Consider the following 26,680-nt stretch of genomic DNA (forward strand, 5'->3'; position numbering starts at 1 on the left):
ATCTGTGGCGTCCTCGTCATAGGTTCGCGATTTATGTTTGAGATATTTACCTCTATCGGCTTTGGTTGGTCGGTGGCTTTAGTGCTGGCAGTGTTATTTGTGTTGGCCTACGAATTTATCAATGGCTTCCACGATACCGCCAATGCTGTTGCGACGGTGATCTATACCAAAGCTATGCCTGCAAATTTAGCGGTGGTTTCATCAGCCCTTTTTAACTTTGCGGGAGTGTTACTTGGCGGACTTGGCGTAGCCTATGCCATAGTACATCTTCTTCCCGTTGACTCCTTGTTGGGGATGGACTCTACCCAAGGGCTGTTGATGGTGTTTTCGCTATTATTTTCCGCGATTATTTGGAATTTAGGCACCTGGTACTTTGGCATTCCAGCCTCTAGCTCCCATACCTTAATTGGTTCGATTATGGGGGTTGGTGGCGCATTTGCTTGGATACATCACCAGCCTATATTGCATGGTATTAATCTCACTAAAGCCACGCAAATCATGTTATCTCTGATTATTTCGCCCACCCTTGGTTTTGTGCTGGCTGGAGCACTGCTATTGCTGATGAAGTTCATGTGGCAAAAGCATAAGATCCACCGTACGCCCGATGAACAATTTCAGATTAATGGTAAACGCCATCCACCATTTTGGGCGCGCGTCAGCCTGATAGCTTCGGCCATGGGGGTGAGTTTTGCCCACGGCTCGAATGATGGGCAGAAAGGCATAGGTTTAGTGATGCTGGTGCTTATCTGTATGGCCCCAGCGTATTTTGCCCTCGATATGAGCAGCCAGTCCTATGATTTGGCAAGGACGCAGGATGCAAACCGGCGGATTATGGCTATTTATAGCCGCAATCAAGCGATAATTAGCGATTTAGTTGATGTAAAAGCGCAGCTTGAGGCGAGTGATGAGCTGTTGAGTCATTGTTCGGCACAGACCGTGTTACCCGCGATGTCGTTGCTTGATCGCCGTTTGGATAAGGCGAATAGTTTTCAAGATATGACGGTAGAAGAGCGCCGTGAAGTGCGTAGGTTGTTGCTGTGTATCGATGATACCGCTCGTAAAGTGTCTAAATTAGACTTACCAGCCAAGGAGTTAAGCTCTTTAGCTAAATGGCGTAAGGATTTGACTAAATCGACCGAATACGCGCCGCTTTGGGTGATCGTGGCGATTGCGACTGCCTTGGGTTGTGGCACGCTTGTGGGCTGGCGGCGAATTGTTTATACCGTGGGAGAAAAAATAGGCTCGTCTGGAATGACCTATAGCCAAGGTATTGCTGCGCAGGTGACGGCTGCGGCTTCGATCGGGATTGCCAGCGTCACGGGGATGCCGGTTTCAACGACGCATATTCTGTCTTCGGCGGTTGCGGGTACTATGGTTGCCAATCGCTCTGGGCTGCAAAGCCAAACCATTAAGCAAATTCTATTGGCATGGGTACTCACGCTGCCTATTACGATGTTCTTGTCGGCATTGGTCTTTATTCTCGCTAACTCAATTTGGGGCTAAGCTGAAGTTGATATGCAGCCTCTACCAAGAGAGTTGCATTTGCGCGGTAGGATCTGCCAATGGTGGTGTGTGTAACTTGATTGTTGGTAAGCAAATCTCAGCGGCGATTTGCTGCTGTAACTGCTGATATAAACGAACTGCGAGCTCTGGAGCCGTTTGATTGTCGGGTGTATGGATAAAAAGATAGGGTTCTCGACCTTCTTTAATCCAGAGGGGAAGTTGCTGTAACCAATTTTTGAAAAAGCTATCGTTGTTTTTGATCTGTAACTTATCGTTATTGGCGGCTAAGGCTTCGATAGTGCCATCGGTTTGTCCGATAAAGCGAACCACTGGTGCATTTGCAGTTGCGATAGCATGTACGGGCAATTGTGGTTTTTTCTTATGGGCATCAATAATTGCTTCGCTAGCGGGCGGTAGGGCAAACAAGGGCCGACTGTCCATAATGATGCGATTTACCTGTTTATCCATCAGCAAGCGGTTTAGTGCTCGCTCAGCCTCGCCCTTCGCAAAAAAGGCTAAATGCCGTACTTCAACGCCATAGGTCAAGCCTTGGGGAAGCATTTCTAAAAAATGCGCCAAGGTTGTTAGTTGCTCCGGGCCAAAGTAGGCGGGAAGTTGGATCTTCCATAGCCCAGTTTTTTCAGCCAAGGGCGACATCACCCGAAAGAATTCCATTAGTTCCTGCTGACAATGTTGCAGCTGTCTTTGATGGGTGATGAGCTGCGGTAGTTTAAAGGTAAAGCGAAAGTCATCTGGTGTTGCGCTGTGCCAGTTCATCACTGTTTGTGTATTTGGCGTGGCGTAAAAACTGGTATTTCCTTCTACAGTGTTAAAAATGGTTGCGTAGCGGGCTAGGCGATCGGCTTGCTTAGTTGTTGCACCATAAACACTGCTTTGCCAATGCTGATGAGACCACATTGCAAGCCCTAGGCGAAAATGATTTGCTTGGTGTGAAGGTGACTTAAGCGCCGTCAAAATAACTCCAGATATAACCAACTAAATTTGAATTGGCTATTGTGCTCAAAGAGTTTTATCTCAGTCAAATACTAAGCATCTTGCGGATGCTGTTATTGGGTTAAGCTAATGTCCAATCCGGCTTTATGTATGGAATGTTGTAATAGTGGAACTGCCATGCTAATTAACCTACTCTAATAGTATGATATTATGTACTATTAACCTTAATCATCGAGTATTCGCGCGTTGGTTCTATACAGGGATGCAAAGCTTAGCTGCAATAGTCAGTTAGCTATTCTCGTTTTGTCTGCAGGCGTGGTGGGAGAGTCGTGTGAAAAACGAAGGTTATACTTCACTTGGTCGCTTTATTGATTTGCTATTAGATGCCATCTGTGTGGTGGATAAATCGGGGCGATTTGAATTTGTGAGTGCGGGTGCTGAACGTATTTTTGGTTACACGCCAGATGAAATGATTGGTATGCAGATGTTGGATTTGGTTTTACCAGAAGACCGTGAACGTACGCTTGCTGCGGCCAATGAAATTATGACAGATCACTATAAAATCGATTTTGAAAATCGTTATATACGCAAAGATGGCAGCATAGTGGATATTCTGTGGTCAGCCCGCTGGTCTGATGAATATCAACAACGCGTTGCGGTGGCTCGCGATATTACCAAAAATAAAAATGCTGAGCGTCGGCAAGCCGCGTTATACGAGATTTCTGAGGCGGTTCATGTGGCCGAGGATTTGTTATCCCTCTATAGTCATATCCACCAGATCATTGCAAAACTTTTACCCGCAGAAAATTTTGCTATCGCGCTTTATGACCAAGATTCAAATCAATTAGATTTTCCTTACCAGTTATCGGTGTCCGAGCAAAATATCGCATATATCAGTAATGCTAATTATTTTGCTGAGCAGATCATTCAAACGGGACAATCCTTACTCTTTTGTCCCATGTCGAATACGCTTTCATCGCCATTAGCAGTAACTTTTAAAGATTGCTGGCTCGGCGTGCCGTTGAGATTGCACAAAGGGGTGATTGGCGCGTTGATCATGCATAGCAACCCAGGTTCGAGAAGCTATACTACACAGGATTGTGAATTGGTGGAGTTTGTCTCGACTCAAATTGCGTTCGCCATCGAACGTCGTCAAATGTTGGCTCGCTTAGAGCAGATAGCACTCTACGACCAGTTGACTCATCTACCCAACAGAGAGTTATTTTACGATAGGTTTCAGAAGGCTTTATCTCGAGCGCATCGAGAGTCGAGTTATTTCTCTTTACTTTATCTAGACTTAGATAAATTTAAATGGGTTAACGATACCTACGGACATAGTGTGGGAGATTTGTTGTTACAAATTACCGCGCAGCGGCTTCTTAGCTGCGTGAGAGTTTCTGATACGGTCGCGCGTTTTGGTGGCGATGAATTTGTTATCTTACTGGAGCGAGTTGATTCTGCACACAATACCTTGCTCGTTGCTCAAAAAGTGCTGGATATATTGAATCAGCCTTTTGAACTTGTAGAGCAGCAAATTCATATTTTTCCAAGTATTGGTGTCGCTTTGTATCCTGAGCATGGTAAAGATGAACAGCAACTTATTTCCTGCGCCGATGCTGCCATGTATAAGGCTAAAAAGAATGGTGGTAATCGTATTGAGTTGGGGTATCAAGGTTTGAAGGGAAAGCACTTATAGGCCAGTGTTAAGACTCTAACTAAAACCCGCTGTAACGAAAATCGCTACAGCGGGCGTTTATATCAATGCAACAAGTGTATTTATAGTTTAAAACGTGACACTTCCTGTTGCAGTGAGGCGGCTAAGTGAGCCAACTCCTGTGACTGCACCATCGCACTTTGGGCCTCAATAGAGAGGTTTTCTGAGACTTCACGAATTGATTCGGTATTGCGATTAATTTCGCTAGTCACAGAGGTTTGTTCCTCTGCGGCCGTTGCAATTTGGCTTGCCATATCAGATATCTCATTAATTGCTTTGCTTATCTGCAGCAGGCTCTCACTGGCTGAGTTAGCATCAGCCACACTCGTTTCTGCCATATCATGGCTTTGAGTCATGGATTTTACGGCTTTGCCAGCTGTTTGTTGCAAGGTTTCAATCATTGCCTGAATTTCTTGGGTTGATGAGTGAGTGCGTTGCGATAATACGCGAACTTCATCGGCAACCACGGCGAAACCGCGACCTTGCTCACCTGCGCGAGCGGCTTCAATGGCTGCGTTTAACGCAAGCAAGTTGGTTTGTTCTGCAATCCCACTGATCGTTAATAGAATGCTATTAATTTTTTGTGAGTGCTCATTCAGCTCGCTGATAATACGTCCTGCGGTATCAACCTCATTTGCTAAGTTACGAATAGATTGCTGACTTTGCATCACTTGTTTTTGACCATGATTCGAGAGGCTCACGGCATTTTGCGCTGTTTGCGCTGTATGTTCGGCGTTGCTGGCAATCTCTTCTGTGGCGCTGGCCATTTCGGTGACTGCAGTGGCGACCATCGTCACTTCGTCCTGCTGAACCGCAATGCGTTGGCTGTTATCTGCCGCAGACGCACTGCTGCCCTTAGCTTGGTATTCAAGTTGGCCCGCAATATTGTGCATTCTTGAAATCATGCCGTGTAGACGTTCGACAAAGCGGTTAAAACCTGAGGCTAAGATCCCAATTTCATCATGGCTGTTTGCGGTATGAATTCTCACCGTCAGATCGCCATCGCCCTCTGCGATATCATTTAGTGCCAAAGCAACTCGTTCTAAGTCTTTGAATTGCATTTTGAAGATTGCGACTAATACTAAACCAAACATTACCAGTAACCCAGCGCCTACGGCGGACATCCACCAAGCGAGCGTAGTCGCTTGCGACATGATTTCTTGTTTGTTCATCACAAATATTAACGCCCAGTCGGTCGACGGAACGGTCGCTACATAGACTAACTGGGTCTCACCATCTAATTCACGCTCTTCCATAGTATTGGCATTGGCGCGTTGTGATAGCCAGGTGGGGGTAAAATCAGAGTCAATAGTAGTAAGTTGTTGATTATTTAACTTACTATTGGGGTGACTAATAATTAGTCCTGTGTTGTCAACCATCAGGGTGTAGCCATTACCGGGGACTTCAAGCCGCTGTACCGCATCGGTGAGTTGGTCAATGGTAAGGTTTGCCGCGGCGACACCGAAGAGTTGGCCCGCAACCATCACTGGCTCAGCGATAGTCACAACTTGTTTTTTAAGGGTGGCGCTGACATAGGGAGCAGTCATAACCATGCTATTAGCGGCTTTGGCATCCATATACCAAGGGCGGACACGTGGGTCATAGTTTGCGGTATTGAGCGCTGGATCTTGGCGGTACATGTTGCCTTGCTCATCACCAAAATAGGTGAGTGCAAACCCCATTGCATTATGTGCTTGTAATAAATAAGGGGTAATTTGTACACTCGGGTCAGCCTCTATGGTCTTTTTAAGGCTTGTAATGGCTGTTTTTCTATCTTTCATCCACAGTCCAATACCTTCGGCAAAAGTATTCGCTAGTTGATCAATCTCACCTTGGGTATTGCCTATAGCATGATTTCTAATGACGTAGCTTGAAATACTAACCAGTACTGCAACAGTGATGAATACGGCTAAGAGACTACTAAAAAGTAGGCGAGTTTTAAGTGTTGAACGCATATTCTATTCCTTTAAATTCCGCTAGCAACCTAACGTTAATAAAGTATAGCGGCTGAAATAGCTAAAGCATTAATGGTTGATCATTCAGATTTGATAAAGTTGTGGCAGCGAACCGTATTTTGTTTTGTATAAGTATTTCAACAGTTGCTTATATCATGGTGAACTTGTTTTATTGCACAGTTTTGAAAGACTTTTTAGCATAGTATTCCTTAAGTGTCATAAGCAAGTACACCCAAACATAAGTAAGAGAGTAATATAGATGAAATGGAATTTTCCTCGCTGGTGCTTTAATCCTTGGTTACATTCATGCTTAATCTTTCTTTTACCAATACTTTTAGCGAGTACAATTTATCCTTGGTTGACGGCCTATAGCATAGAAAAAAAGTTTAATCGTGATTTTGATGAAATAACACTTACTTTTGCAAATGGTGTTGATGATTTTAAGCAAAAAAATATTGAACGGGCATTTGCTAAATTATCTTTTACCTGCAATGAAGATGATATTGCGTTACTCAATAGTCAATCCTTGAGCCCAGCAATGGTTCGTTTTATCCAGCTAGAACTTGCCGATGGTAAAAAATGCTCCAATATCGGTCCGCCAGTCAATTATCATCTTGACCGATCTCGAAGTTTATTTGTTGGCTCACAACAGGTCGATATTGCGACAACGGTCGCGGCCACCGATCGTGCTCGTAGTCTTGCCTATGCTTTTCATTTAGGTGAGCAGAAGTTAGTCGTGCTGACTAATAGCTCTGTTTATAACGAAACCCTATCTAACCTTTGCCACGGTTGTTATCAATTACTCATCAGTTATCAAGGGCTTTCCCCCATGGTTAGGGGGACAGAAAATCTTGATGAAAACCAAAGCGTTATCAAGGAATCTCGTTATATTAAAACGTTAGATGTCACCTTAACCTTAAAGGCGGGTGATGATCTCTACTGGCAAGAAGCTTATCGCATTGGTGTCGTACTCTTTATTGCAGCGTTAATTGCAGCATTTTTAGCTGTGATTTTTTATTGGAACTGGCAATCTGCCCGGGTGTCGCTTGGTATGTTGCTGCAAAAAGGAATGAGTCGAAAAGAATTTATTCCCTATTATCAGCCCATTATCGATTGCCGTTCAGGCAACGTTGTTGGGCAGGAGATGCTGGTACGTTGGCGTCGATTTGATGGTGTATTAGTCCAGCCCAATCAATTTATTCCCTATGCTGAGGATTCGGGGCTCATATTACCGATCACCGATTTATTGCTAGATCAGGTGTATCGCGATTTAGCTCAACTAAAAGGCTGGGTAAGCATCAATATTGTTGCGCAGCACTTAGAGTCTGGCTTGCTGAGTCAATGGTTCTCTTTAAACCGAGATCCCATGGTTAAGCGGATTGCATTTGAGCTGACGGAGCGCAAACCTATCACTCAATTTGAGCTAGCCTTAGCTGAAATAAAAGCCGTTTTACCATTGTGCCATGACTTTAAACTGGATGACTTTGGTACGGGTTTTGGCGGTTTTAGCTATTTACAGCGACTTGGAATTAATAGTATCAAAATTGATAAGATGTTTATCGATACCATTGGTACGAAAGATCTTAAAGGTGCGGTGCTCGATGCCATTATTGCCTTTGGACACGAGTCGAATATGGAGATGATTGCCGAAGGCGTGGAAACCCAAGAACAGGTAGATTATTTAGCGGCTAAAGGGGTGTATCAACATCAGGGCTATTTTTATTCTAAGCCACTACCATTGAAAGAGTTATTACATTTTTATCTACAGGTTTCCCATGTAAGGTAAAGATCAAGGCAAAAAGAAGAGGCTCATCAGAGCCTCTTCTTTTTTCAACTCATTATCAGTGGGTCATTTTATTTTTGATTAGCACGCAACGCTGCTCTGCTTGACGCGTTTCTAATAAAGTACGACGGCTAAGATTAGATAAGCCTGTTTGGCTGTCTAATACTTTATCCAAGGCGGTAATACTATTGTAATTACAGTCGGTTGGGATCAAGTTACGGCTGTAGCTACGCATAAACACTGGGCCCTTTTTGTCCATATCGGCTAAGTTTGCGAGGCGCTCTTCAGCTGTGGCTGCGCTTAAGAGTTTTTGCTCAGCAGGATAAAGGTTTTCCATGATGATGCGCTGCTTAGCAAACGGTAGGGCATCGGCGTGGACTTTACTCAACCAGCGACGTTTTGCGGCAGCTTCAGGACGGATCACTTGAGCGGCTAATGCCGCTTTTTCCCCAGAATCTGAGTTATCGCGTGCTATTTCCCGTGTTATACGTTGCTGCGCATTCGGGAAGTCGTAGCGATTAAGCTGGATTATGATTGCCCAGCGCAGATCTTGATCTAAAGTTAACCCTTTGATTTTAGTCGTGCCGTCTAGCAATTGCGCTAAATGACGTAAACTGTCACGATCGCTGGCTAATTGGATATAGGCATCGAACCAGCGGCGCTGGAAGTCACTGTCCCCTCGACTCTCCATGGTCTTACGAAGGCTCATTTGCGCTAAGCCTTTGACTGCATTTTCAGCATAGTTTTGCTGAATAGGCGCGATCTGCGCGAGGTATTCTTTACTGCGTAGCAAACTAGAAATAATTTGGCCGACCACAGTGTAGTCATTCTCCGCTGGGGCGTTGACGAATACTGTGCTGAGGTATTGATCTAAACTCAGGTTGCCCTCACGTACACTGTCCCACAAGCTTTGCCATAACATTGAGCGCAATAGCGGATCTGTAACTCGGCTTAACTGTTGCTTGGCGGTATCGAAGGATTTTTCATCGAGTTGCACCTTCACAAAGCCCCAATCATCATAGTTGGGGTAAACCAGATCGGGACAACGCTCACCGACTAATTGTTTCACCTCGGTACGCTCGCCCTTGTAGGTTACTGGTACTGTGGTCTCATGCCTTAAATCGAAACGTCCTTTAGTAAACAGTGCAATTTGGACTTTTTGCTCTCTCAGTGTCGGTAGTTCGCTGCTAGCGGGATATTGCAACAGGCTAAATTCGCTAATGCGATTACCGTCGCAGCGGTATTCGGCTTTAATGGTGTTTACCCCTGCGCTGTATAGCCATTCCTGTGTCCATGCGCTTAAGTCTCTGCCCGCAGCTTTAGCGAGGCTATTGATAAAGTCATCCAGCTCGGCATTTTGGTAGCTGTATTGTTTGAGGTAGTTGCTCACGCCGCGGCGGAACACCAGATCACCAAGTAAATGGCGTAGCTGCTTGAGCGTCGAGGCGCCTTTTTGATAGGTAATAGCATCGATATTGTCGAAGGCATTTTGGGTGGTAGCTACAGGCACTTCAATCGGATGGGTAGTGACTAAGCTGTCTTGCTCATAGGCACGCTGTTTGCCTTGAGCATAAAAACTGCGCCAAGCATTCGTAAATTCGGTGGCTTCTTGGGTCGCGAGTGTACCCATAAAAGAAGCAAAACTTTCGTTTAACCACAGGCCATTCCACCACTTCATCGTGACCAAATCGCCAAACCACTGGTGGGCCATTTCGTGCATAATAACACCCGCCAAGCTTTGTTTTTGCTCGGCGGTCATTTCAGCTTTGTGGAGGAAATGATCTTCGGCAAAGGTCACTGCTGCTGCGTTTTCCATTGCGCCATAGAGAAAGTCTGGCACTAGGATTTGGTCGTATTTTTTAAAGGGATAAGGAATACCAAAATAGGCGTCAAAGAAGGTTAAACCCTGTTTTGTATAGGTAAACCAGTCCTGTGGGGTCACTTGGTGAGCAACGGATTGTCGTGCAAATAATCGCATAGGATAACGGCCGGAATTATCCTGCCACATATGGTACGGGCCTGCATGCATAGAGAAATTGTAAGGGCTTAATTTAGGCGTTTCAGGAAACTCCCAACGATTAATGGTCCCCGCAGGTGTGACAGAGGACTCGCGCATGGTACTGATCACTTGCCAATCCTTCGGCGCGGTCACACTGATTTTGTAATTGGCTTTTAAATCGGGTTGATCAAATACTGCAAACATCTGTTGCGCAGCGGCAGGCTCAAAGTGAGAGTAGAGGTAGACCTTGCCATCGACGGGATCTTGGAAGCGATGCAAGCCTTCGCCATTAGTGCTGTGCGCTCGGGTAAATTGCACTTCAACCGTGTTATCACCCGAGGTCAGTAAGCGGGTGTTTAAGCTGATATAGGCACCATTGTAATTGGGGTAAATGGCGGTTCCGTTAATCAAAAAACGCTTAATTTGTGCTTTGCTTAGATCCAAGCTCAGTTGCTTAGGAACCTCGCTAAGATTGAAGTGGATCTTCGTTGTTGCGCTGAATTGCGTGTCGCCCGTCAGTTGAAAATCCAACTCATAATGCACATCCGATATTACCTGTGAACGTAGGCTTGCCTGATACTGGCTGATATAGGGACTGGCGTCCCTTGGCCCTGTATTTAAAGGACTTTTAACGGCGCACGACATTAATGCAGAGCAGGTGAGGGCGACTAGGCTAGCTTTAAACAAATTCACTACTTAAATCCTTCAACGATTTACTTTATTTGTGGCGTAGATGCGGCGTCGTGGGTCAAGAGTCGGCCTGATTGTGTCGCGAACTCTTCTCCATACAAAAGCGGCATCATTGCTTAGTGTTTTGGGCGAGTACACTACCTTATTTAGCATGGATAACCAATGTTAAAAATGTAAAAAAAGCCAGCAAAAATGCTGGCTTTTTTGGATGTTTCGGCATTAGCCTATTACTTTGAGCGGGATTACATGCCCAAGAAAGACTTAGATTTGGTCTTACGGATTTCTTTTTCGTCAGACCATTCGATAAGACCTGTTTCTAAGTCCATTAGACGCATAGTCATCTTGTAGTAAACGTCTTTGGTGCTGCCATCTTGCTTAACGATGCTAGATAGGTTGCCATACAGCATGTACTGGGCACCGATTTGACGACCAAACTTGATGGCGGTTGACGGGTCAACCATACCGGTATTGTTTTGGTAATCCAGTTGCTTACGAACTGAATCGACTTTAGTCATGTCGATAAAACGGAACTTGCCTGAGCGCAATAATTTGTTGCTGATAGAGTCGGTTACTGACTCAGTATCGATATGCTCAGAGGTTTTGTTTTTGATGCTATCGACAAACAAAATTGGGCGGTTGTTCGCTGTCATGGCCACAATCGGTGGGAAAGTCATCATGCTATCAACCATTTTAGCGGCAATGGCTTGCAGATCCGTTGAGCCAAAGTTTTCGTTAACGGTTTCAACCTCTGTGGCATCACCATACTCTACTTTAGATTGACATGCAGCCAGACCCATCACGGCAGCCAGCACAAAAATCAGTTTAAATTGTTTCATAGTCAGTTCCATTTTGTGATTGTAAAAACTTAATGACACTCGTTTTATTCAAACATTCACCGCTCGGTTAAATGATTATTGAATAAATTCGGGTGTAATTACCAGTATCAATTGCCCAGACCAAGGTGGTCTTGCCTGCGGCAACGTCAATTTTGGCCGGTGGTGCTTTATCCAATTGCAGTGTGTATTCGCCAGGATTGAGATAACGCCTGCCAATTTGTGCCTGTTTCGGCAGTGTTAACCAACTACGGCGATCCGCCTGTTCGGTAACAACGTTAAAAATCTGCATAGCAATACTGCCAATATCGGCGGCATTATTGCCGGGTTTACCACTTTTTTCGACTTGATAAGCCATTTCCGATTTGGCATAAACCCTTGCAACTTGGCGGACTAAGGTTCCGGGTAAATCTTCTTTCAAGGCGGTAATCGCTAAGGCATCAATATTGGCGATAGGTTCAGTTTTAAGCACTGTGCCTAAGCCCTGCACTTGAGTCTCTGGCACATAGCTATTGTTTGGCCCATAGGTCGCTAGAGACACGGTTTGCCAGTTGCCATGGATAGTGAAGGGCACTGTGAGCGCTTGTTTTTCGGGGACAAAGCCCTTTTCGACCATCAACACTACTTGGCCTTCACCCGCTTTAGGCAGTTTGGCATCGCCCCAGCGCTTTTTAAACTCATCGTATTGCGGCATGCCGAGTTGTTTGGCAAGGCGGACCAAATCCTGTTGCAGATACGTGTTATCAGGAGTGATTTGTGCTGCTTTACGGTAATCGATAAAGGCATCGTTTGGTTCACCAAGCACTTCGTGTAGTACGCCCGTCGTGTAATAGCTATAAGCATTTAGGAAGGAGCTGGTGACAGTGCCTGCCGCTTGCCCAAGTTTATTCACTTCGGCATCGACCGTACCATTAGCCATAGCTTGTACCGATTTTTGCGATTTTTGATAGCGTTCTTGCTCTGAACTTTGCAATTCGTTACTACGACGAACTTCCACTAGCGCGCCTTGATAGTCGCCGCTGAATAGGTAATTGAGCGCCTGATATTGGTGCAGCATAATGCGCTCAAAGCCCGGGCCGCGGTAGGGAATCGCATTGTCATTTAACACTAAGCTTGTCGCCGTCGCGCCGATATCGCTGGCGCTAATCTTGGCTTTATCATCAAAGGCGGTGTAGGCCGCCACCGCTTGCTCGTAGTATTTTTTACTGCTGGCAAAATCCCCCGCAACTTGAGCGATGCGCCCCGCTTCTTGAGCGTAAAGCAAACCGTCATTGCCTTGGATATTACTGGTTAATTTGTCGATATCCGCCATGGGCGTCGCGGTATTGAGATCTTGTTTGATTGGCGCGATTTGTGCCGGATAATTGATAAAAATACTGTTATAGGCACAGCCGCTCGAACCGAAGATGGCGGCGAGCATCAATGTGCTGATGGTGGGTCTGATAAAAGAGTGAATGAAGGTGGTGTTCATGCCTGTGGGTTACCTTCTTGTGCCATTAGTGTTTGCTGTGGCATTTGTGAACGCTCAAGCAAAGTGATCCCTTGAAGATGATCAAATTCATGTTGGAAAATACGTGCAATAAAACCCGTTAATTCGGCGTGTTGCCACTGTCCCGCTAGGTTTTGATAGCGCACAACTATACTGTGGTGACGCCAAATGGTAAACCGTTGTCCTGGGACAGATAAACAGCCTTCCTCACCTTTTTCGAGTTGTAAAGATGCCAACTCGATGTGTGGATTAACCACTACAACGGGCTCCATTAGCGGTGCATCGGGGTAACGCTCGTTTGGCCGTGATGCCATGATAAATAGCGCTAGCGGGCTGTGCACTTGTGGGGCAGCGATACCGACGCCTTTTGCCTCTACCATGCTTGCTACCATTTGCGATGCTAACTGACTGAGCGTTTCATCAAAGTCGCGTACTTCAATTGCCTGTTGTTTTAAAATGGCTTCCCCTACCTGGGCAATCGGTAGCGGCTGACAGGAGTGTTGTATCTCATTTTTAAACATCGCATTCCCTGGATATTTAGTCTTCATCGTTTGGCTGACGATTTTAGGTCGTTATTAATAATGGGGTGGCGGCGTTTCTTCAGCTTGGGTGGCAATATTGCTGGGCTCCATTGCCTGCAACTTGCCAACTAATAACTGGATCTGGTGCTGTTGATGGGCCACGAGTCGATTCAGCTTAATCACCTCTTGGTTTAATTCTTCGACAGTGAGTTCTTGAAAAGCTAATTTAGTTTGCAGCTCTTCAATTTGTTGTTGTACACCTTGCATGGCTAACCTCTATTGTTGCCAAGTCTCAACTAAGCCTTGGCTACTGATACTAACGACTTTATTGGTATCTCGAATTGCCACAGAGTATACAACGGCTCCTCGGTTTTGGCTGTTTTTCGTCAACGCAATTTGCCATTGTGCAATAGGTTTACCCGAACTGCGTTGCCAGAGTATGACTTCGCGGGCGGGAGTTCCCGTTAATAACTGCTTGTCTTGCTCAGTAAAACGTACTGCTGAAAAGGTCATTTGGCGACGATTAATTGCTAATTGATTTAAAAGTTTACCGCTTGAATTGTCCCAAATTTTTGCTTCATTCGTACTGCCATTGGTAAAGCTTAAACTACCACTGTCGTTCAGTGCCACTTTGGTCACCCGACTGCCAAGATCCCAAGTGTGGATTGGTTGTCCGGTTTGTGCCTGCCATAAAATGGCCTGCATATCATTTGACCCTGTGAGTGCGATGCGACCATCCGCCGACAGTGCAACCGTATTGACGCGTTCTTTATGGCCTAAGAATTTGATCAGTGCCGTTTTTGCCGCATTCAGAGACATTACACTGCCATCGTTTAAACCAATAAGTAAAACCCCATTGTTGGCTACCGCAACACTTTCTCCCGATGCGGGTAGTGACCACCAACCTACGGATTTTCCGTCGGCTATTGTCCATAGGGCAACTGAATCGCGGCTTAACGATGCGGCGAACTCACCATTAGGTGAAATGGCTGTGCTGGCTACGCCTGTATTAAGGTCGCCATGCACCCATTGGTATTTAAGGGTGTGCTGGGTTAAATCCCAACATTGGACTCCTTGATTCTGAGTTGCGACAATTGCGAGAGTGCCATCACTCGAGAGACTTGCACTGTAAGAAGGGTCTTTTGAAAGCACGCGAATATCTTCGGCTTTAGGATAGCAAGCCGTCAAAAAAATCGTGCAAATTACCAGCAGTAGGGTTTTCTTCATGAACTTGCTCCTAAAGTTGGTGTCTCTAACTCGGTAGAGTGAAATTAATCACAGTTAACCCATAAAGAATCTAGTTGGTATAACCCAGATAACTAGTATAAAGTTGTCGCGCTTAGGTTATTGTAACCGCTTGAGGATGCTGAGGAAGCTTTAATGAAATCGATTTATAAATTATCGTTAGTTGCATTGGCTGTTATTGGCCTATCTGCTTGTAATCAAGAAGAAAAAGCAACAAATGCAAGCACAAATGTTGAATTAACGACAGAAGCACAAAAAGAAGCCTACAGTGTGGGTGCTTCAATCGGTCGTTATATGTCTGGTCATATTAAAGAGCAAGAAGAATTAGGCCTACCAGTTGACCGCACGCTGATCGTGACAGGTTTTACTAATGGTTTGAATGATCAGCTGAAGTTAACTGAAGAAGAAATGCAAACCATTCTTCAAAGTTTAGACAAAAAATTAAATGACAAGCGTACAGAACAAGCTAAAGCCATTGCGGCGAAAAATCTCGAGGATAGCAAAAAGTTCCTTGAAGAAAACAAAGCTAAGCCAGGCGTAGTCACAACTGAATCGGGCTTGCAATACGAAGTACTCACTCCTGGTTCAGGTGAAAAGCCAGCGGCTGAAGACACGGTTGAAGTAGATTACGTAGGTACTCTGATTGATGGCAAAGAGTTTGATAGCTCTTACAAACGTGGTGAAACGGCTAAATTTCCACTGAATCGTGTTATTCCTGGTTGGACCGAAGGCGTACAGTTAATGCCTGTTGGTGCTAAGTACAAGTTTGTTATCCCTGCAAACTTAGCTTACGGTGAACGTGATACTGGAACGATTCCACCAAACTCAACGCTGATTTTTGAAGTTGAGTTGAAATCAATTGAGAAAGCACAAGCTGCACCTGCTGCTGAACCCGCTAAGAAGTAATTTTTAGTTACAGTATGCTTTTATAAAAATACCGCCTTTGGGCGGTATTTTTTTATGCTGTTAAATCCTACTTTTGTTTTAATTCATTAGTAAACCGAGTTGTAACAGGCTATTTAGCTTTATTAGTGTTTTATTTTGTTATTTGAATAACAAGGTATTGCCGTATCAATAAGCGATTATTTTAGAACGATGGAAGACTGATTAAGTTTTAAATGAATAACGCATATTTAAAGCAACAAATTTAATACGCTTATTCAGAATGGCATGTTTAAAAATATCATAAAAATATCATATTTTTTTTGCGATTATTATTTGTTCACTTAGGTTAACTAGGGGGACTGGATGTCTTTTTCTTACTTATTGTTTTATCGCTGTTTAATAATTTTGTGTTATGGCACTGTTCTGAATGTAAGACAATTTACTCTGTAAAATTACATTTCCATCAATATGTTATGCATGCATAGTGAGATCTTGCCCCCTTTTTTTAGCCCTACAAGTCTGGAATAATCCGCCCGCACGTTAATAAAAATTAGCGGCAATATTATAATAATGGGGTTGTTGATATGGAAAATGTTAATAAGTTGACGGCTATTTCTTTAGCTGTAGCCGCGGCGTTGCCTATGATGGCAAGTGCTGATGTCATAATCACTGAGTATGTTGAAGGTAGCTCTAATAACAAAGCTATCGAATTGTATAACAGCGGTGATGCGGCAATTGATCTCACAGGTTATAAGCTCGTTCGTTATAAAGATGGCGCAACAGATGCGTCAGATATGCAAGTATTAGATGGCCAGAGCATTGCGCCTAAAGCCACTAAAGTGATTCTCAATTCAAGCGGTGTTATTACCCTGCCACAAGGCGTCGATAGTTTTTCTGGTAGCTTAAGCTTTAACGGCGGTGATGCTGTCGCTTTGGTTAAAGATGGCGCCGTGGTTGATATTATTGGTGATGTGCCAACGCCAGTCGGTTGGGGACTCGATGTTACCCTTAAGCGTAAACTAGACTCATTAGTCGCAAATACCGTCTTTAATGCTGCCCAGTGGGAACAATTACCTAAAGATACTTTCACTGGTCTTGGTTCTCTGAATACGCCAACCGCACCAGAAACACCTGTATTTAGTTGCAGTGGCGCGAAAATTGTTCCTATTTATCAAGTACAAGGTGCTGGCGAATCTAGCCCTTATGTTCCTCAAGGTGCATTTGAGTCTGAAAGTGAAGTGACGGTTCGCGGGGTGGTGACTGCCCGTGGCGAGAGTTTGTTCAAAGGTTTTTATTTGCAAGAAGTGAAGGGTGATAACTCGCCATATACTTCCGATGGTGTATTTGTCTTTTTAGGTGAAACACCGCCAGCAGCGATCCAACCTGGGGTTGAAATCTGTGTTCAGGGTAAGGTCAAGGAATACTTCGGTCTAACCCAAATTGATATTAAAACCGATAAAAAATTTGAAGTGGGCGCGAAGGGGGAAGTTCCTGTCGCAGCGCCTTTCTATGTTGCCGAGGGAGAAACATTAGCGCAGGCTTTAGAGCGTTATGAAGGCATGAACGTGCTATTAGATGCGGGCAGTGATCTGAAGATCAGCCGCACCTTTAGCTTCGACTATGCGGGCAAGCGTAATAACATGTTGGTGTCTTACAAAGAACCCTTGATGAAGCCAACCCAGTTATACCCAGCGCTTTCTCCAGAGGCAACGGCATTAGTTAAATCTAACCTAGAAAATCAGCTGTTTATCGAATCCGATTACAAACCTGCTGACGGTGTAATTCCTTACTTCCCTGACTTTAATGCTGAAACAGGTTATATCCGCGTCGGTGATCAATTGACCAATCTGCAAGGGGTGATTGGTTATAGCTACGGGGCTTACCGTTTAGTGGCTACGAACACTATTACTGCTGGCGATTTTATCCGCGGCGATGATAGAACAGATGCACCAAGTGTGGCGACTAAAGGTGATATCCGTGTGGCCAGCTTTAACGTACTGAACTTCTTCAATGATGTTGTGGGTGGTGATACTAACCCATCGGGTGGCAACCGCGGCGCATTGACCGAAGAAGAAATGCTGTTACAACGTGCGAAAATCGTTAGTGCCATTACTGCCATGAATGCCGATATCGTTGGCTTGATGGAAATTGCTAACAACGGTTTTGGCGAAAAGAGCGCGATTAAGAACTTAGTCGATGCCTTAAACGAGAAGCAAACTGCTGAAAATGCTTACAGCTATATTGAAATCGTCGATGAAGATAAATACGACGGTAAGTACTTCGGTAGCGATGCGATTACCGTTGGTATGCTGTACCGTGCGGGTAAAGTAAGCCTTGCAGGTGCTGCTCGCACTATTGATACCCCAGAGCAACATGCGAGTGCAGGCAGTGTGACTCGCATTAAAGAGGGTAAGACTGAGACTAACCCAGGTAACGATGCTTACCAACGCCACAGCTTAGCGCAAACCTTTAAGATCCATAATGAAAATCTAACCGTTGTTGTTAACCATCTGAAATCAAAAGGCTCAGGCTGTTTGGAGGATTGGGTTAACTTCGAAGAGTCTGTTGATCCTGCGGATCAACAGGGTAAGTGCAATGCTTTCCGCGTGTCAGCAGCTAAAGTGATCGGTGAAGCGTTGAAAGACGTAAAAGGCGATTTACTGGTTATCGGTGATATGAATGCCTACGGTATGGAAGATCCTATCCGTGTATTGACCGACTACGATGCGAGTAAGTCTGATCGTGCAATCATGACCGCCTCTTGGACAACCTTAAATGGCAAAGTGTTTGAACGCCAAGGCAGCAAGATTGAGAAAGGTTATGGTCTTATCAATCTCAATACTAAAGCTCACGGTACTGGCACTTACTCATACAGCTACAATGGTGAGTTAGGCAACCTTGACCATGCCTTGGCAAACACTAGTCTCGCCAAGCGTTTAGTGGATATTGAAGATTGGCATATCAACTCTGTGGAGTCTACCCTGTTCGAATACGGCAAAAAATTCTCAGGTAATCTCGTAAAATCTGAAAATGCGTTTTCTGCTTCAGACCATGACCCTGTGATAGTTGCATTAAGCTATCCAGCGCCTGTTGAGCCACCAAAACCTGAGCCAAAGCCTAAGGATGATGGTGGTGCACTAGGTTACTTAGGCTTAGCCTTGTTATCACTATTTGGATTACAGCGCCGTCGCCGTTAAATACGTGTTAATACGCTCACAACTTATTTTGTGAGCTAAACTCAGAGCTAAGGGATGGTTTTACCATCCCTTTTTATTGAGCTGGTTTTATCGTGTTTTCATCGTATTTCATGGGAATGAGTCTTGAGCCCAACGGAGAAAAAGATGGTTGTGAGTACACCCAAGCATTCCATTGGTGTTACCAAGGCGCCATTGTGGTTTTACGTTATCGCAGTCGTTAGTTTGCTTTGGAATATCATGGGATTATTGGCCTTTGTTATTCAAATGACTATGACGCCAGACGCCATGGCGCAGATGAGTCCTGATCAGATTAAGCTCTATGAATCGACACCCGCTTGGCTCAACTTTGTGTTTGGTTTTGCGGTGGTTTCTGGCGTTATCGGTTGTCTGTTTCTACTGATTAAAAAAGCCTTCTCTTATAAAGTGTTGCTCGCGTCACTGGTGGCGGTATTGGTGCAGATGGGTTATGTATTTGGGATTCAGCAGGCGGCAGCGGTATTAGGCTCTGATGCTCTTGTGATGCCAAGTGTAGTGATCCTTTGGGGGATTTTCTTAGTTTGGTTTAGCCGTTTGGCTGTCACAAAACATTGGTTAACTTAGTCGTAGCGTTTCCTTGCCGTACAGAACTGGTTAAGCGATGGCTTATGTGTTGAACTTCAGTCACTTCTTAGTAAACTGCTAGCTGGTTTTCTTTACTAGGATGTTGAAATGAGTATTTGGTTTAGACCGGTAAGCTTAGAGGATTGTGCCCGTTTAGATGCTGGTATGGGGGGCAAAGGCACCTTGATGCAGACCCTAGGGATTGAGATCAGCGAGATTGGCGATGACTTTATGAAGGCGACTATGCCTGCCACGCCCGCCGTACATAATCCCTTAGGCATTGTCCATGGGGGCGCGAACGTTGCCTTAGCCGAAACGGTTGCCAGTTATGCGGCAAACTTTGCGGTGGATTTCGAGCAATATTATTGTGTTGGACAAGAGATTAACGCCAACCATTTACGTGCTTCACGTAATGGCGTGCTAACCGCAACGGCAAAACCCATTCATCTGGGGAAACGCAGCTCGGTATGGGAAATCTTAATCCATAATAGTGCAGGGGAGTTGACCTGTATCTCACGGATGACAGCAGCGGTAGTTAAACGCTAATGCAGATTAACCAACCTGTTTCAATGTATAAATCGATAAATAAGGTTTTAATATGGATAGTGCAATGATTTGGGAATGGGTTGGTTATTTGGCGTCTGTGGTAGTAGCTATCTCTTTGATGATGTCAAACATCAAGAAGTTACGTTGGTTGAATTTGCTTGGGGCGGCACTGTTTGTTGCTTATGGGATGGCGATACAGGCTTATCCTGTTGCAGCGGTTAACTTTTTTATTGTACTCATCGATGCTTATTATCTTGTTGTTATCTACCGTGAGCAGCTAAGCCAAAAGTAAGTTTGGAGGTTGGTTTCGATGCAAGTCCTAACCAATCTGCTTATTTTTCATACCTTTAATTTTAGTCCTCAGTGTAAAAACTCATATCTTCCATCAGTCGGGGATACCCTTTAATGGGTTTTACTCTCCAGATATTAAACAATAATACTGTCTGCACTTAAGTGATGACAGTGAGTATTTCTTAGTCTTAATCTTTAAAATAGATTATTTAAATCTGTATTAATCGTTTTATTAGATTTCATCTTTTCTCTATTCTAGCTCCATCGACAACACGTCGCCTGCCAAGGAGATAAGCCATGGCTACTATTTTCGATTTAATTGAATCTTGGATTCACACTAAAAAAGACTAAGGAGCAAGATATGAGTCAACAGTATTTAACCAGCCAGAGCGGTTCCCCTATTGCAGACGATCAAAACTCGTTATCAGCGGGTGAACGTGGTCCTTTACTCCTACAAGATTGGCATTTAATTGAAAAGCTTGCTCATTTTAACCGTGAGCGTATTCCTGAGCGTGTAGTACATGCTAAAGGTACTGGTGTATACGGGACTTTTACCCTCACAAAAGACTTAAGCGATTACACCATTGCTGACCATTTCAATGGTGTGGGTAAGCAAACTGAAACCTTCGTGCGTTTCTCAACCGTTGGCGGTGAAATGGGCTCTGCCGATGCCGAGCGTGATCCCCGTGGTTTTGGTCTGCGCTTCTATACTGCTCGTGGTAATCACGACATAGTGGGTAACAATACGCCGACTTTCTTCCTGCGTGATGGCATTAAGTTCCCGGATTTTATCCATACTCAAAAGCGCAACCCATTGACTAACCTTAAAGATCCACAAGCGATGTGGGACTTCTGGTCATTAAACCCTGAAGCCATGCATCAGGTGACGATTTTGATGTCAGACCGTGGTATTCCGGCAAACTATCGCCAAATGCACGGCTATGGCTCGCATACTTTCTCGTTCTGGAATGCTAAAGGCGAGCGTTTCTGGGTGAAGTTTCACTTTAAATCGCAGCAAGGCGTAGTGAACTTAACCAACGAACAGGCTGATAAGTTAAAAGGGATTGACCCTGATTCATCGCAACGCGATATGGTGGTGGCGATCACCGATGGTAATTTCCCGCGTTGGACAGTGAATGTGCAGATTATGCCTGAAGCTGATGCCAACACTTACCATATCAACCCATTTGATTTAACTAAGGTTTGGCCACATGGTGATTACCCATTAATTGAAATCGGTGTGTTAGAGCTAAACCGTTTACCGCAAAACTACTTTGCGGAAGTCGAGCAAGTGGCCTTAGCACCGAGTAACTTAGTGCCTGGTGTAGGCGCATCACCTGATAAAATGTTACAGGCACGTTTGTTCGCCTATGCCGATGCACAGCGTTATCGTATTGGCGCGAATTACAACCAATTGCCAGTAAACTGTCCACATGCGGCTAAAGCCAATCATCATCAACGTGCAGGCGCAATGGCAGGAACTCAATGTCCTTATCATGGCAGTCAAACAGGTGGCGATGCTTCAGCAAACTATGGCCCTAATAGCACTGCGGGCGCCTTGGTAGAACCAGCAAACTTTGCTGAGCCACCACTGCGTTTAGATGGCGAAGCGGCGCGTTACAGCCGATACAATCAGGATGATTACACCCAAGCCGGTAATTTGTACCGCATCTTCAGCGAAGATGAAAAAGCCCGCTTAGTGGAAACCATTTCAGGCTCACTGCGTCAAGCGAGTTTAGATGTACAGCAACGTATGCTGGCACTTTTCCAAAAAGCTGATGCTGATTACGGTCAACGGATCCAAACCGCATTAGGGCTATAAGTTAATCTACTAACCCATAGCAAAGGCCTGTGATATCACAGGCCTTTTAATTATTTAAAATTCAATTCATTAGTTGAATTAATAGATTAAGGTTGCGACCCCAAGTAGGGCAAACAAAATCGCGCAGCCCCTGTGGATCCACTTCATCGGTAATTTTTCGGCACTAAAATGGCCCGCAATCACCACTGGCACGTTCGCCAGCAACATACCCAAAGTGGTACCTGCAACCACCATGGCTAAGGCATCGTATTTTGCGGCTAACACGACAGTCGCGATCTGGGTTTTATCGCCCATTTCGGCAATAAAGAACAGAATAAAGGTCGCGACAAAGGGGCCCATTTTATAGAAACGGCTTTCTTCAGCATCCACTTTGTCGGGGATTAACACCCAAAGGGCAATCGCGAAGAAGGAGGCGGCAACCAAGTAACGCGCTACATCAGGACTCACCCAGTTAATGGCCCATTGTCCAAGCCATGCAGCGGCAAAATGGTTAAACAGGGTTGAGAGTAAAATCCCCATAATGATCGCGGTTTTATTTTTAAATCTTGCAGCGAGTAATAGGGCAAGCAGTTGAGTTTTATCGCCAATCTCGGCGATAGCAACCGTAAAGGTTGAGGCGAGTAACGCTTCCAAGTGTGATCCTTTTAGGGGTGGTTTTTGACATAAGCACAATAGACCGTCCACCCCTAGGTGCGGTTATTGTGCTCAGGTCTTGCAAGACAAATCGATGATTTGCTGTGAACACCATGGCATGTGGCCAAGTATGTTGACGTTCACCCTAGATGTTGATGACTCAAAATCCAGTTAGCTACTCCCCCGAAGCGAGGTGGGCATTATACCCAAGTCGCGATCCGTTTCAAGGTTAAACTTATCAAGATTAAAAGCATAAAATCTGGCAGGTGCCAAAAAAATACCGATTCACATTCTGTAATTCATTGAATTGTAATAATTTAATTTTTGACAACGTTGTCTTTTGTTGTTAGTTTAACCGCATCTCAGTCTTTGAGTTACATCCTGTTAACTTAATCAATTGAGATCCACCGTATTGGGCAAACTAATTGAAAAATTAGGACGCAAAGCCTCCGGTCTAAGGTTGTAAAAGGATGTTAACTAAGATAGCTGGGTTGCTGTAGAATTCAGCGAATATATTGAATTCTTTAAAAAATAAACGGCTTTGCTTAATGCTGTTTTGCCTAAATACCACTTTTATACCAATGCCAATCTTTTATTGAATGGCCCCTACGGAGTACATTAAAGTGGAACATCTGACTGCTTTTTCTCAATCAACTGTCCCTAAATTTGCAATTCCTAAGCTTACTCAGTTAAGCCTAGTAGCATTAGCCTTGACTGCCGGAAGTTCGTTGCTGAGCCAAACGGCATCGGCTCATGGTTATGTTATATCACCAGAGTCTCGCTCCTACGCCTGTAAAACGGGCAGCAACGTCAACTGTGGCGCCATTCAGTGGGAGCCGCAAAGTGTTGAAGGTCCTTCTGGATTCCCTGAGTCTGGCCCTGCTGATGGTAAAATTGCTAGTGCGGCAAATGGGGCATTTTCTCCTTTGGATGAACAGAGCCCAAGCCGTTGGTCTAAGCGCGATATCAAAGCGGGTTGGAATGACTTTTCTTGGCAGTTTACTGCTAACCACGTTACCCGCAATTGGCGCTACTATTTAACTCGTCAAGGCTGGGATCAAAATCAAGCTCTGAGCCGCGCAAGCTTTGACTTAGCCCCCTTCTGTGTGATCGACGGTGGCATGGTGCAACCGCCAAAGCTAGTGACTCATAATTGTTATGTGCCTGAAGATAGAACGGGTTATCACGTTATATTGGCCGTGTGGGAAGTGGGTGACACCACCAACAGCTTCTACAATGCCATCGATGTAAACTTGAGCTCAGGCGCTGTGGTGCCGGGCGAGTGGACCGATATTGGTGATATTAATCCGTCACTCGATCTTAAAGCGGGTGATAAGGTAATGACGCGGGTGTTTGATGCTAATGGTGAACAAAGCGCTAAGCAAACCCAAATTACCATTGCCGATGCCACCCAAGGTGCTAAGCAAAATTGGCCATTCCTTTTAGCTAGCGCGATTAATGCTCAGCAGCCACAACTTAAAGCTGGGCAGAAGAATGCGGCTGGTGTGATTTCACCTGTGTATGGCAAAAATGAGATTTTTGCCGCGCCTAAGTCGGGCTTAGAGCGAGTGGAAGTGAGCTTTGATATTGCGCCAGCACCGGGAAATCAGCTTAATGTTACCTCCTTGGCCGATGATTACACCATTGTTGATGGTGCGGCGCAGGTCAGCTTTGATGTGAGTACCAATGCGGATATGCAGGTTTCGGCCTATTTATTTAGCCACGATGGCACCGCAGCAGGTTATGTGACGCAGGCGGTAAACAATACCAGCGCGAGTTTTGTGTTGGATGTCGTTACCCCTAAGGCAGGACATTATCATTTACAAGTGAAAGCCGAGCCTAAACAAGGTGAAGTTATCCAGCAAAACTTTGATCTTTTCCTAAAAGATCAAGCCACTGCACCGGATGCTGACTTTATCTTCCCTGAGGGAATAAAAAGCTATGCAGCGGGCACTAAAGTGCTACAACCTAAAACTGGTAAAGTCTATCAATGTAAACCTTGGCCCTACAGTGGCTATTGTGTGCAATGGTCACCAACTGCAACGGGTTTTGAACCTGGCGTAGGTAGCTCTTGGACCATGGCTTGGACTGAGCTGTAATTTAACATTTTGAGTGATTGTTAAATTCAACGGAATGGACTTAAGCATATGGAAGGTGTTTAAGTCCATTATCAGCGCGTTTGTGATGTTGCAAAGGCCAAATTAACCTTTAGGTGATTTTAATCGCGCATTTGGCGTATTTTCACAAAGGTAGCGATTTTGTTGGTTTGTATGTTTTCGTTTATCACTGCGCTATTGAGTTGTTACCATTAGGCGCACCTTCTATCTTTGTTCACAACTGGCTTGCCCACTGGGATTGGCTCTGTTAATGTCCCTAGCTATCTTCTATTACGCGCGTTGTCGCTGTTTTGCTAAGGCAATCACGGTTGAAATTAATGTCACTTTTCTGCAAACGATTTAGTTAGCCTCAATGGCTACTGGGTTGAAATATTCAAAAGCTATTGGGGCCAATTGATCTGCTCTATTGAGATCGGATTGGATGCTTTAAGTTTAGTGACGCTTTTCGTTTGAGATTGCTGTTGGCTTAATCACAGAGTGCGCAAGGCTTTATCCTTCAAATCTACTCAAAAACCTTAAAAAAATAATTAATACTTGAACAGGATAATTGTGTGAATTCAAAAATGTTAGGCTCGATAGCCATCGTCGCGGGAACCGCCATTGGCGCGGGAATGTTAGCCTTACCCTTAGCCACGGCTGCGTTAGGTATGATCCCCGCTATTTTATTGATGGTGGTTATTTGGGGGCTGTCAGCCTATACCTCATTGTTAATGCTTGAGATTAACCTTCGTTCTGGTGTGGGCGATAATGTCCATGCGATTACTGGCAAATTACTCGGTAAGAAAGGCCAAATGGTGCAAGGGGCGTCATTCCTTAGTTTACTCTTTGCCTTAACTGCAGCGTATCTCACGGGGGGATCATCATTATTGGTGCTTAAAGCACAAAATATGTTTGAGTTTGCATTAGACAACCAATTGGCGGTGGTGTTATTCACCATAGTACTCGGCGGATTTGCGGCATTAGGCGTGGCTTGGGTCGATAAAGTGTCGCGCTTTTTGTTCTCATTGATGATTTTATTGCTGATTGTTGTCGTGCTGTTTTTATTACCTGAAGTCAGTATTTCCAGTATGGCAACCAATGCGATAGCGCAATCCTTGACCAGCAGTTGGATGGCGGCGATCCCTGTGGTATTTACCTCCTTTGGTTTTCACGTGTGTATTGCAACCTTAGTGCGTTATTTAGATGGTGATGCCGCCTCGCTGCGTAAGGTATTGTTAATAGGTTCAACGATTCCGCTTGCCTGTTATATCTTTTGGTTGTTAGTGACCTTAGGCACTGTGGGGGGCAATGAAATCAGTGGCTTTAATGGTTCTTTGCCAGCGCTTATCAGTGCGTTACAAGAGATTGCCCATACGCCTTGGATCAGTAAATGTATTTCGCTATTCGCGGATTTAGCTTTAATTACCTCTTTCCTCGGGGTGACCTTAAGTTTGTATGATTTTGTGGCAGAACTCACCCGCGCTAAGAAAACCTTCTTTGGGCGGACGCAAACTTGGTTATTAACCTTTGTGCCGCCATTGTTATGCGCGCTCTATGTGCCCGAAGGCTTTGTTGCCGTATTAGGCTTTGCTGCGGTGCCGTTGGTGGTGATGATTATTTTTCTGCCGATTGTGATGGCGCTACGTCAACGTCAAGCCGTGCCCCAAGGATACCAAGTGTCAGGCGGAACATTTGCCCTTGGACTTGCTGGTCTGTTGGGAGCAATCATTATTGGTGCTCAGCTATTTGTCGCACTTTAAACTGCGGCAATTGAGTGCATTTAAACTTGTAGTGCTTAGTTAATGTATTTGCTTTGTAAGCGAATTTTTCTGAGTCTGTTATAAAGTGCGTACGATATGCTAAAGTCAGGCTCTGTGCCTGACTTTTTACTTTCTGGCTGTCGGGTAAGTGATTCACATCATAC

Annotated in this window: 20 protein-coding genes and 1 riboswitch; of the genes, 11 read left to right on the top strand and 9 right to left on the bottom strand. The window is 44.8% G+C overall.

What is annotated here, in order from left to right; all coding sequences use genetic code 11:
• Positions 1-33 precede the first annotated feature (33 nt).
• Positions 34-1,503 (top strand): inorganic phosphate transporter, encoded by a 1,470-nt coding sequence (locus tag JM642_RS04735; protein WP_144345583.1) that lies wholly within the window; start codon positions 34-36, stop codon positions 1,501-1,503.
• 21 nt (positions 1,504-1,524) lie between these two features.
• Here JM642_RS04735 and JM642_RS04740 read toward each other — a convergent pair whose 3' ends face one another.
• The gene (locus tag JM642_RS04740; protein WP_169548771.1) at positions 1,525-2,421 is read right to left on the bottom strand and encodes a DUF72 domain-containing protein; all 897 of its coding nucleotides are present in this window, start codon (positions 2,419-2,421) and stop codon (positions 1,525-1,527) included.
• A gap of 367 nt (positions 2,422-2,788) precedes the next feature.
• Between JM642_RS04740 and JM642_RS04745 the strand changes: the two genes are divergently transcribed.
• Positions 2,789-4,153 (top strand): diguanylate cyclase, encoded by a 1,365-nt coding sequence (locus JM642_RS04745; RefSeq protein ID WP_037414912.1) that lies wholly within the window; start codon positions 2,789-2,791, stop codon positions 4,151-4,153.
• A gap of 80 nt (positions 4,154-4,233) precedes the next feature.
• Here JM642_RS04745 and JM642_RS04750 read toward each other — a convergent pair whose 3' ends face one another.
• The gene (locus JM642_RS04750; RefSeq protein WP_169548770.1) at positions 4,234-6,126 is read right to left on the bottom strand and encodes a methyl-accepting chemotaxis protein; all 1,893 of its coding nucleotides are present in this window, start codon (positions 6,124-6,126) and stop codon (positions 4,234-4,236) included.
• A 259-nt stretch (positions 6,127-6,385) separates the two neighbouring features.
• On the opposite strand from JM642_RS04750, the gene JM642_RS04755 reads away from it, so the two are divergent.
• A complete protein-coding gene (locus JM642_RS04755; protein ID WP_203433003.1) occupies positions 6,386-7,912 on the top strand; it encodes an EAL domain-containing protein in 1,527 nt (508 codons plus the stop codon).
• A gap of 55 nt (positions 7,913-7,967) precedes the next feature.
• On the opposite strand, the gene pepN is transcribed toward JM642_RS04755, so the two are convergent.
• The 6 genes from pepN to JM642_RS04785 form a co-directional block, all read right to left on the bottom strand.
• Positions 7,968-10,601, bottom strand: coding sequence for an aminopeptidase N (gene pepN / locus JM642_RS04760; protein ID WP_203433005.1), 2,634 nt, complete (start codon positions 10,599-10,601; stop codon positions 7,968-7,970).
• A gap of 239 nt (positions 10,602-10,840) precedes the next feature.
• The gene (lpoB, locus tag JM642_RS04765) at positions 10,841-11,434 is read right to left on the bottom strand and encodes a penicillin-binding protein activator LpoB (protein ID WP_007645693.1); all 594 of its coding nucleotides are present in this window, start codon (positions 11,432-11,434) and stop codon (positions 10,841-10,843) included.
• Positions 11,435-11,501: 67 nt separating this feature from the next.
• On the bottom strand, positions 11,502-12,902 hold the full coding sequence (locus tag JM642_RS04770; RefSeq protein WP_203433007.1) for a hypothetical protein: 1,401 nt from the start codon (positions 12,900-12,902) through the stop codon (positions 11,502-11,504).
• Positions 12,899-13,441 carry a peptide deformylase gene (def, locus tag JM642_RS04775; RefSeq protein ID WP_055646807.1) on the bottom strand — a complete coding sequence of 181 codons (543 nt, stop codon included), beginning with the start codon at positions 13,439-13,441 and terminating at the stop codon, positions 12,899-12,901. The genes JM642_RS04770 and def overlap by 4 nt, the downstream gene beginning before the upstream one ends.
• 54 nt (positions 13,442-13,495) lie before the next feature.
• Positions 13,496-13,708 carry a SlyX family protein gene (locus JM642_RS04780; RefSeq protein WP_037414894.1) on the bottom strand — a complete coding sequence of 71 codons (213 nt, stop codon included), beginning with the start codon at positions 13,706-13,708 and terminating at the stop codon, positions 13,496-13,498.
• Between the two features lie 9 nt (positions 13,709-13,717).
• Entirely contained in the window at positions 13,718-14,668 is a 951-nt protein-coding gene (locus tag JM642_RS04785) for a hypothetical protein (protein WP_203433009.1), read from the bottom strand.
• 153 nt (positions 14,669-14,821) lie between these two features.
• On the opposite strand from JM642_RS04785, the gene fkpA reads away from it, so the two are divergent.
• From fkpA to katB, 6 genes are all read left to right on the top strand, one after another.
• A complete protein-coding gene (gene fkpA, locus JM642_RS04790) occupies positions 14,822-15,592 on the top strand; it encodes an FKBP-type peptidyl-prolyl cis-trans isomerase (RefSeq protein ID WP_037414884.1) in 771 nt (256 codons plus the stop codon).
• Between the two features lie 563 nt (positions 15,593-16,155).
• Positions 16,156-18,768 (top strand): extracellular exonuclease ExeM, encoded by a 2,613-nt coding sequence (gene exeM / locus JM642_RS04795; protein WP_055646809.1) that lies wholly within the window; start codon positions 16,156-16,158, stop codon positions 18,766-18,768.
• A 144-nt stretch (positions 18,769-18,912) separates the two neighbouring features.
• A complete protein-coding gene (locus tag JM642_RS04800; protein ID WP_144376427.1) occupies positions 18,913-19,368 on the top strand; it encodes a hypothetical protein in 456 nt (151 codons plus the stop codon).
• A 108-nt stretch (positions 19,369-19,476) separates the two neighbouring features.
• Positions 19,477-19,914 (top strand): hotdog fold thioesterase, encoded by a 438-nt coding sequence (locus JM642_RS04805; RefSeq protein ID WP_037426162.1) that lies wholly within the window; start codon positions 19,477-19,479, stop codon positions 19,912-19,914.
• A gap of 52 nt (positions 19,915-19,966) precedes the next feature.
• Positions 19,967-20,206: a YgjV family protein gene (locus JM642_RS04810; protein ID WP_037414872.1), complete on the top strand. Its 240-nt coding sequence runs from the start codon at positions 19,967-19,969 to the stop codon at positions 20,204-20,206.
• A 360-nt stretch (positions 20,207-20,566) separates the two neighbouring features.
• On the top strand, positions 20,567-22,027 hold the full coding sequence (gene katB / locus JM642_RS04815; RefSeq protein WP_203433011.1) for a catalase KatB: 1,461 nt from the start codon (positions 20,567-20,569) through the stop codon (positions 22,025-22,027).
• 78 nt (positions 22,028-22,105) lie between these two features.
• On the opposite strand, the gene JM642_RS04820 is transcribed toward katB, so the two are convergent.
• Entirely contained in the window at positions 22,106-22,660 is a 555-nt protein-coding gene (locus JM642_RS04820) for a TMEM165/GDT1 family protein (RefSeq protein WP_037414866.1), read from the bottom strand.
• Between the two features lie 405 nt (positions 22,661-23,065).
• Positions 23,066-23,159: riboswitch (cyclic di-GMP riboswitch) on the top strand.
• Positions 23,160-23,283: 124 nt separating this feature from the next.
• Between JM642_RS04820 and gbpA the strand changes: the two genes are divergently transcribed.
• Together gbpA and JM642_RS04830 are read left to right on the top strand one after the other, a co-directional pair.
• A complete protein-coding gene (gene gbpA / locus JM642_RS04825; RefSeq protein WP_203433013.1) occupies positions 23,284-24,759 on the top strand; it encodes an N-acetylglucosamine-binding protein GbpA in 1,476 nt (491 codons plus the stop codon).
• Positions 24,760-25,340: 581 nt separating this feature from the next.
• On the top strand, positions 25,341-26,516 hold the full coding sequence (locus JM642_RS04830) for an aromatic amino acid transport family protein (protein ID WP_203433733.1): 1,176 nt from the start codon (positions 25,341-25,343) through the stop codon (positions 26,514-26,516).
• Positions 26,517-26,680 lie beyond the last annotated feature (164 nt).

This window comes from Shewanella sp. LZH-2 (assembly GCF_016859145.1).
Lineage (GTDB): Bacteria > Pseudomonadota > Gammaproteobacteria > Enterobacterales > Shewanellaceae > Shewanella > Shewanella xiamenensis.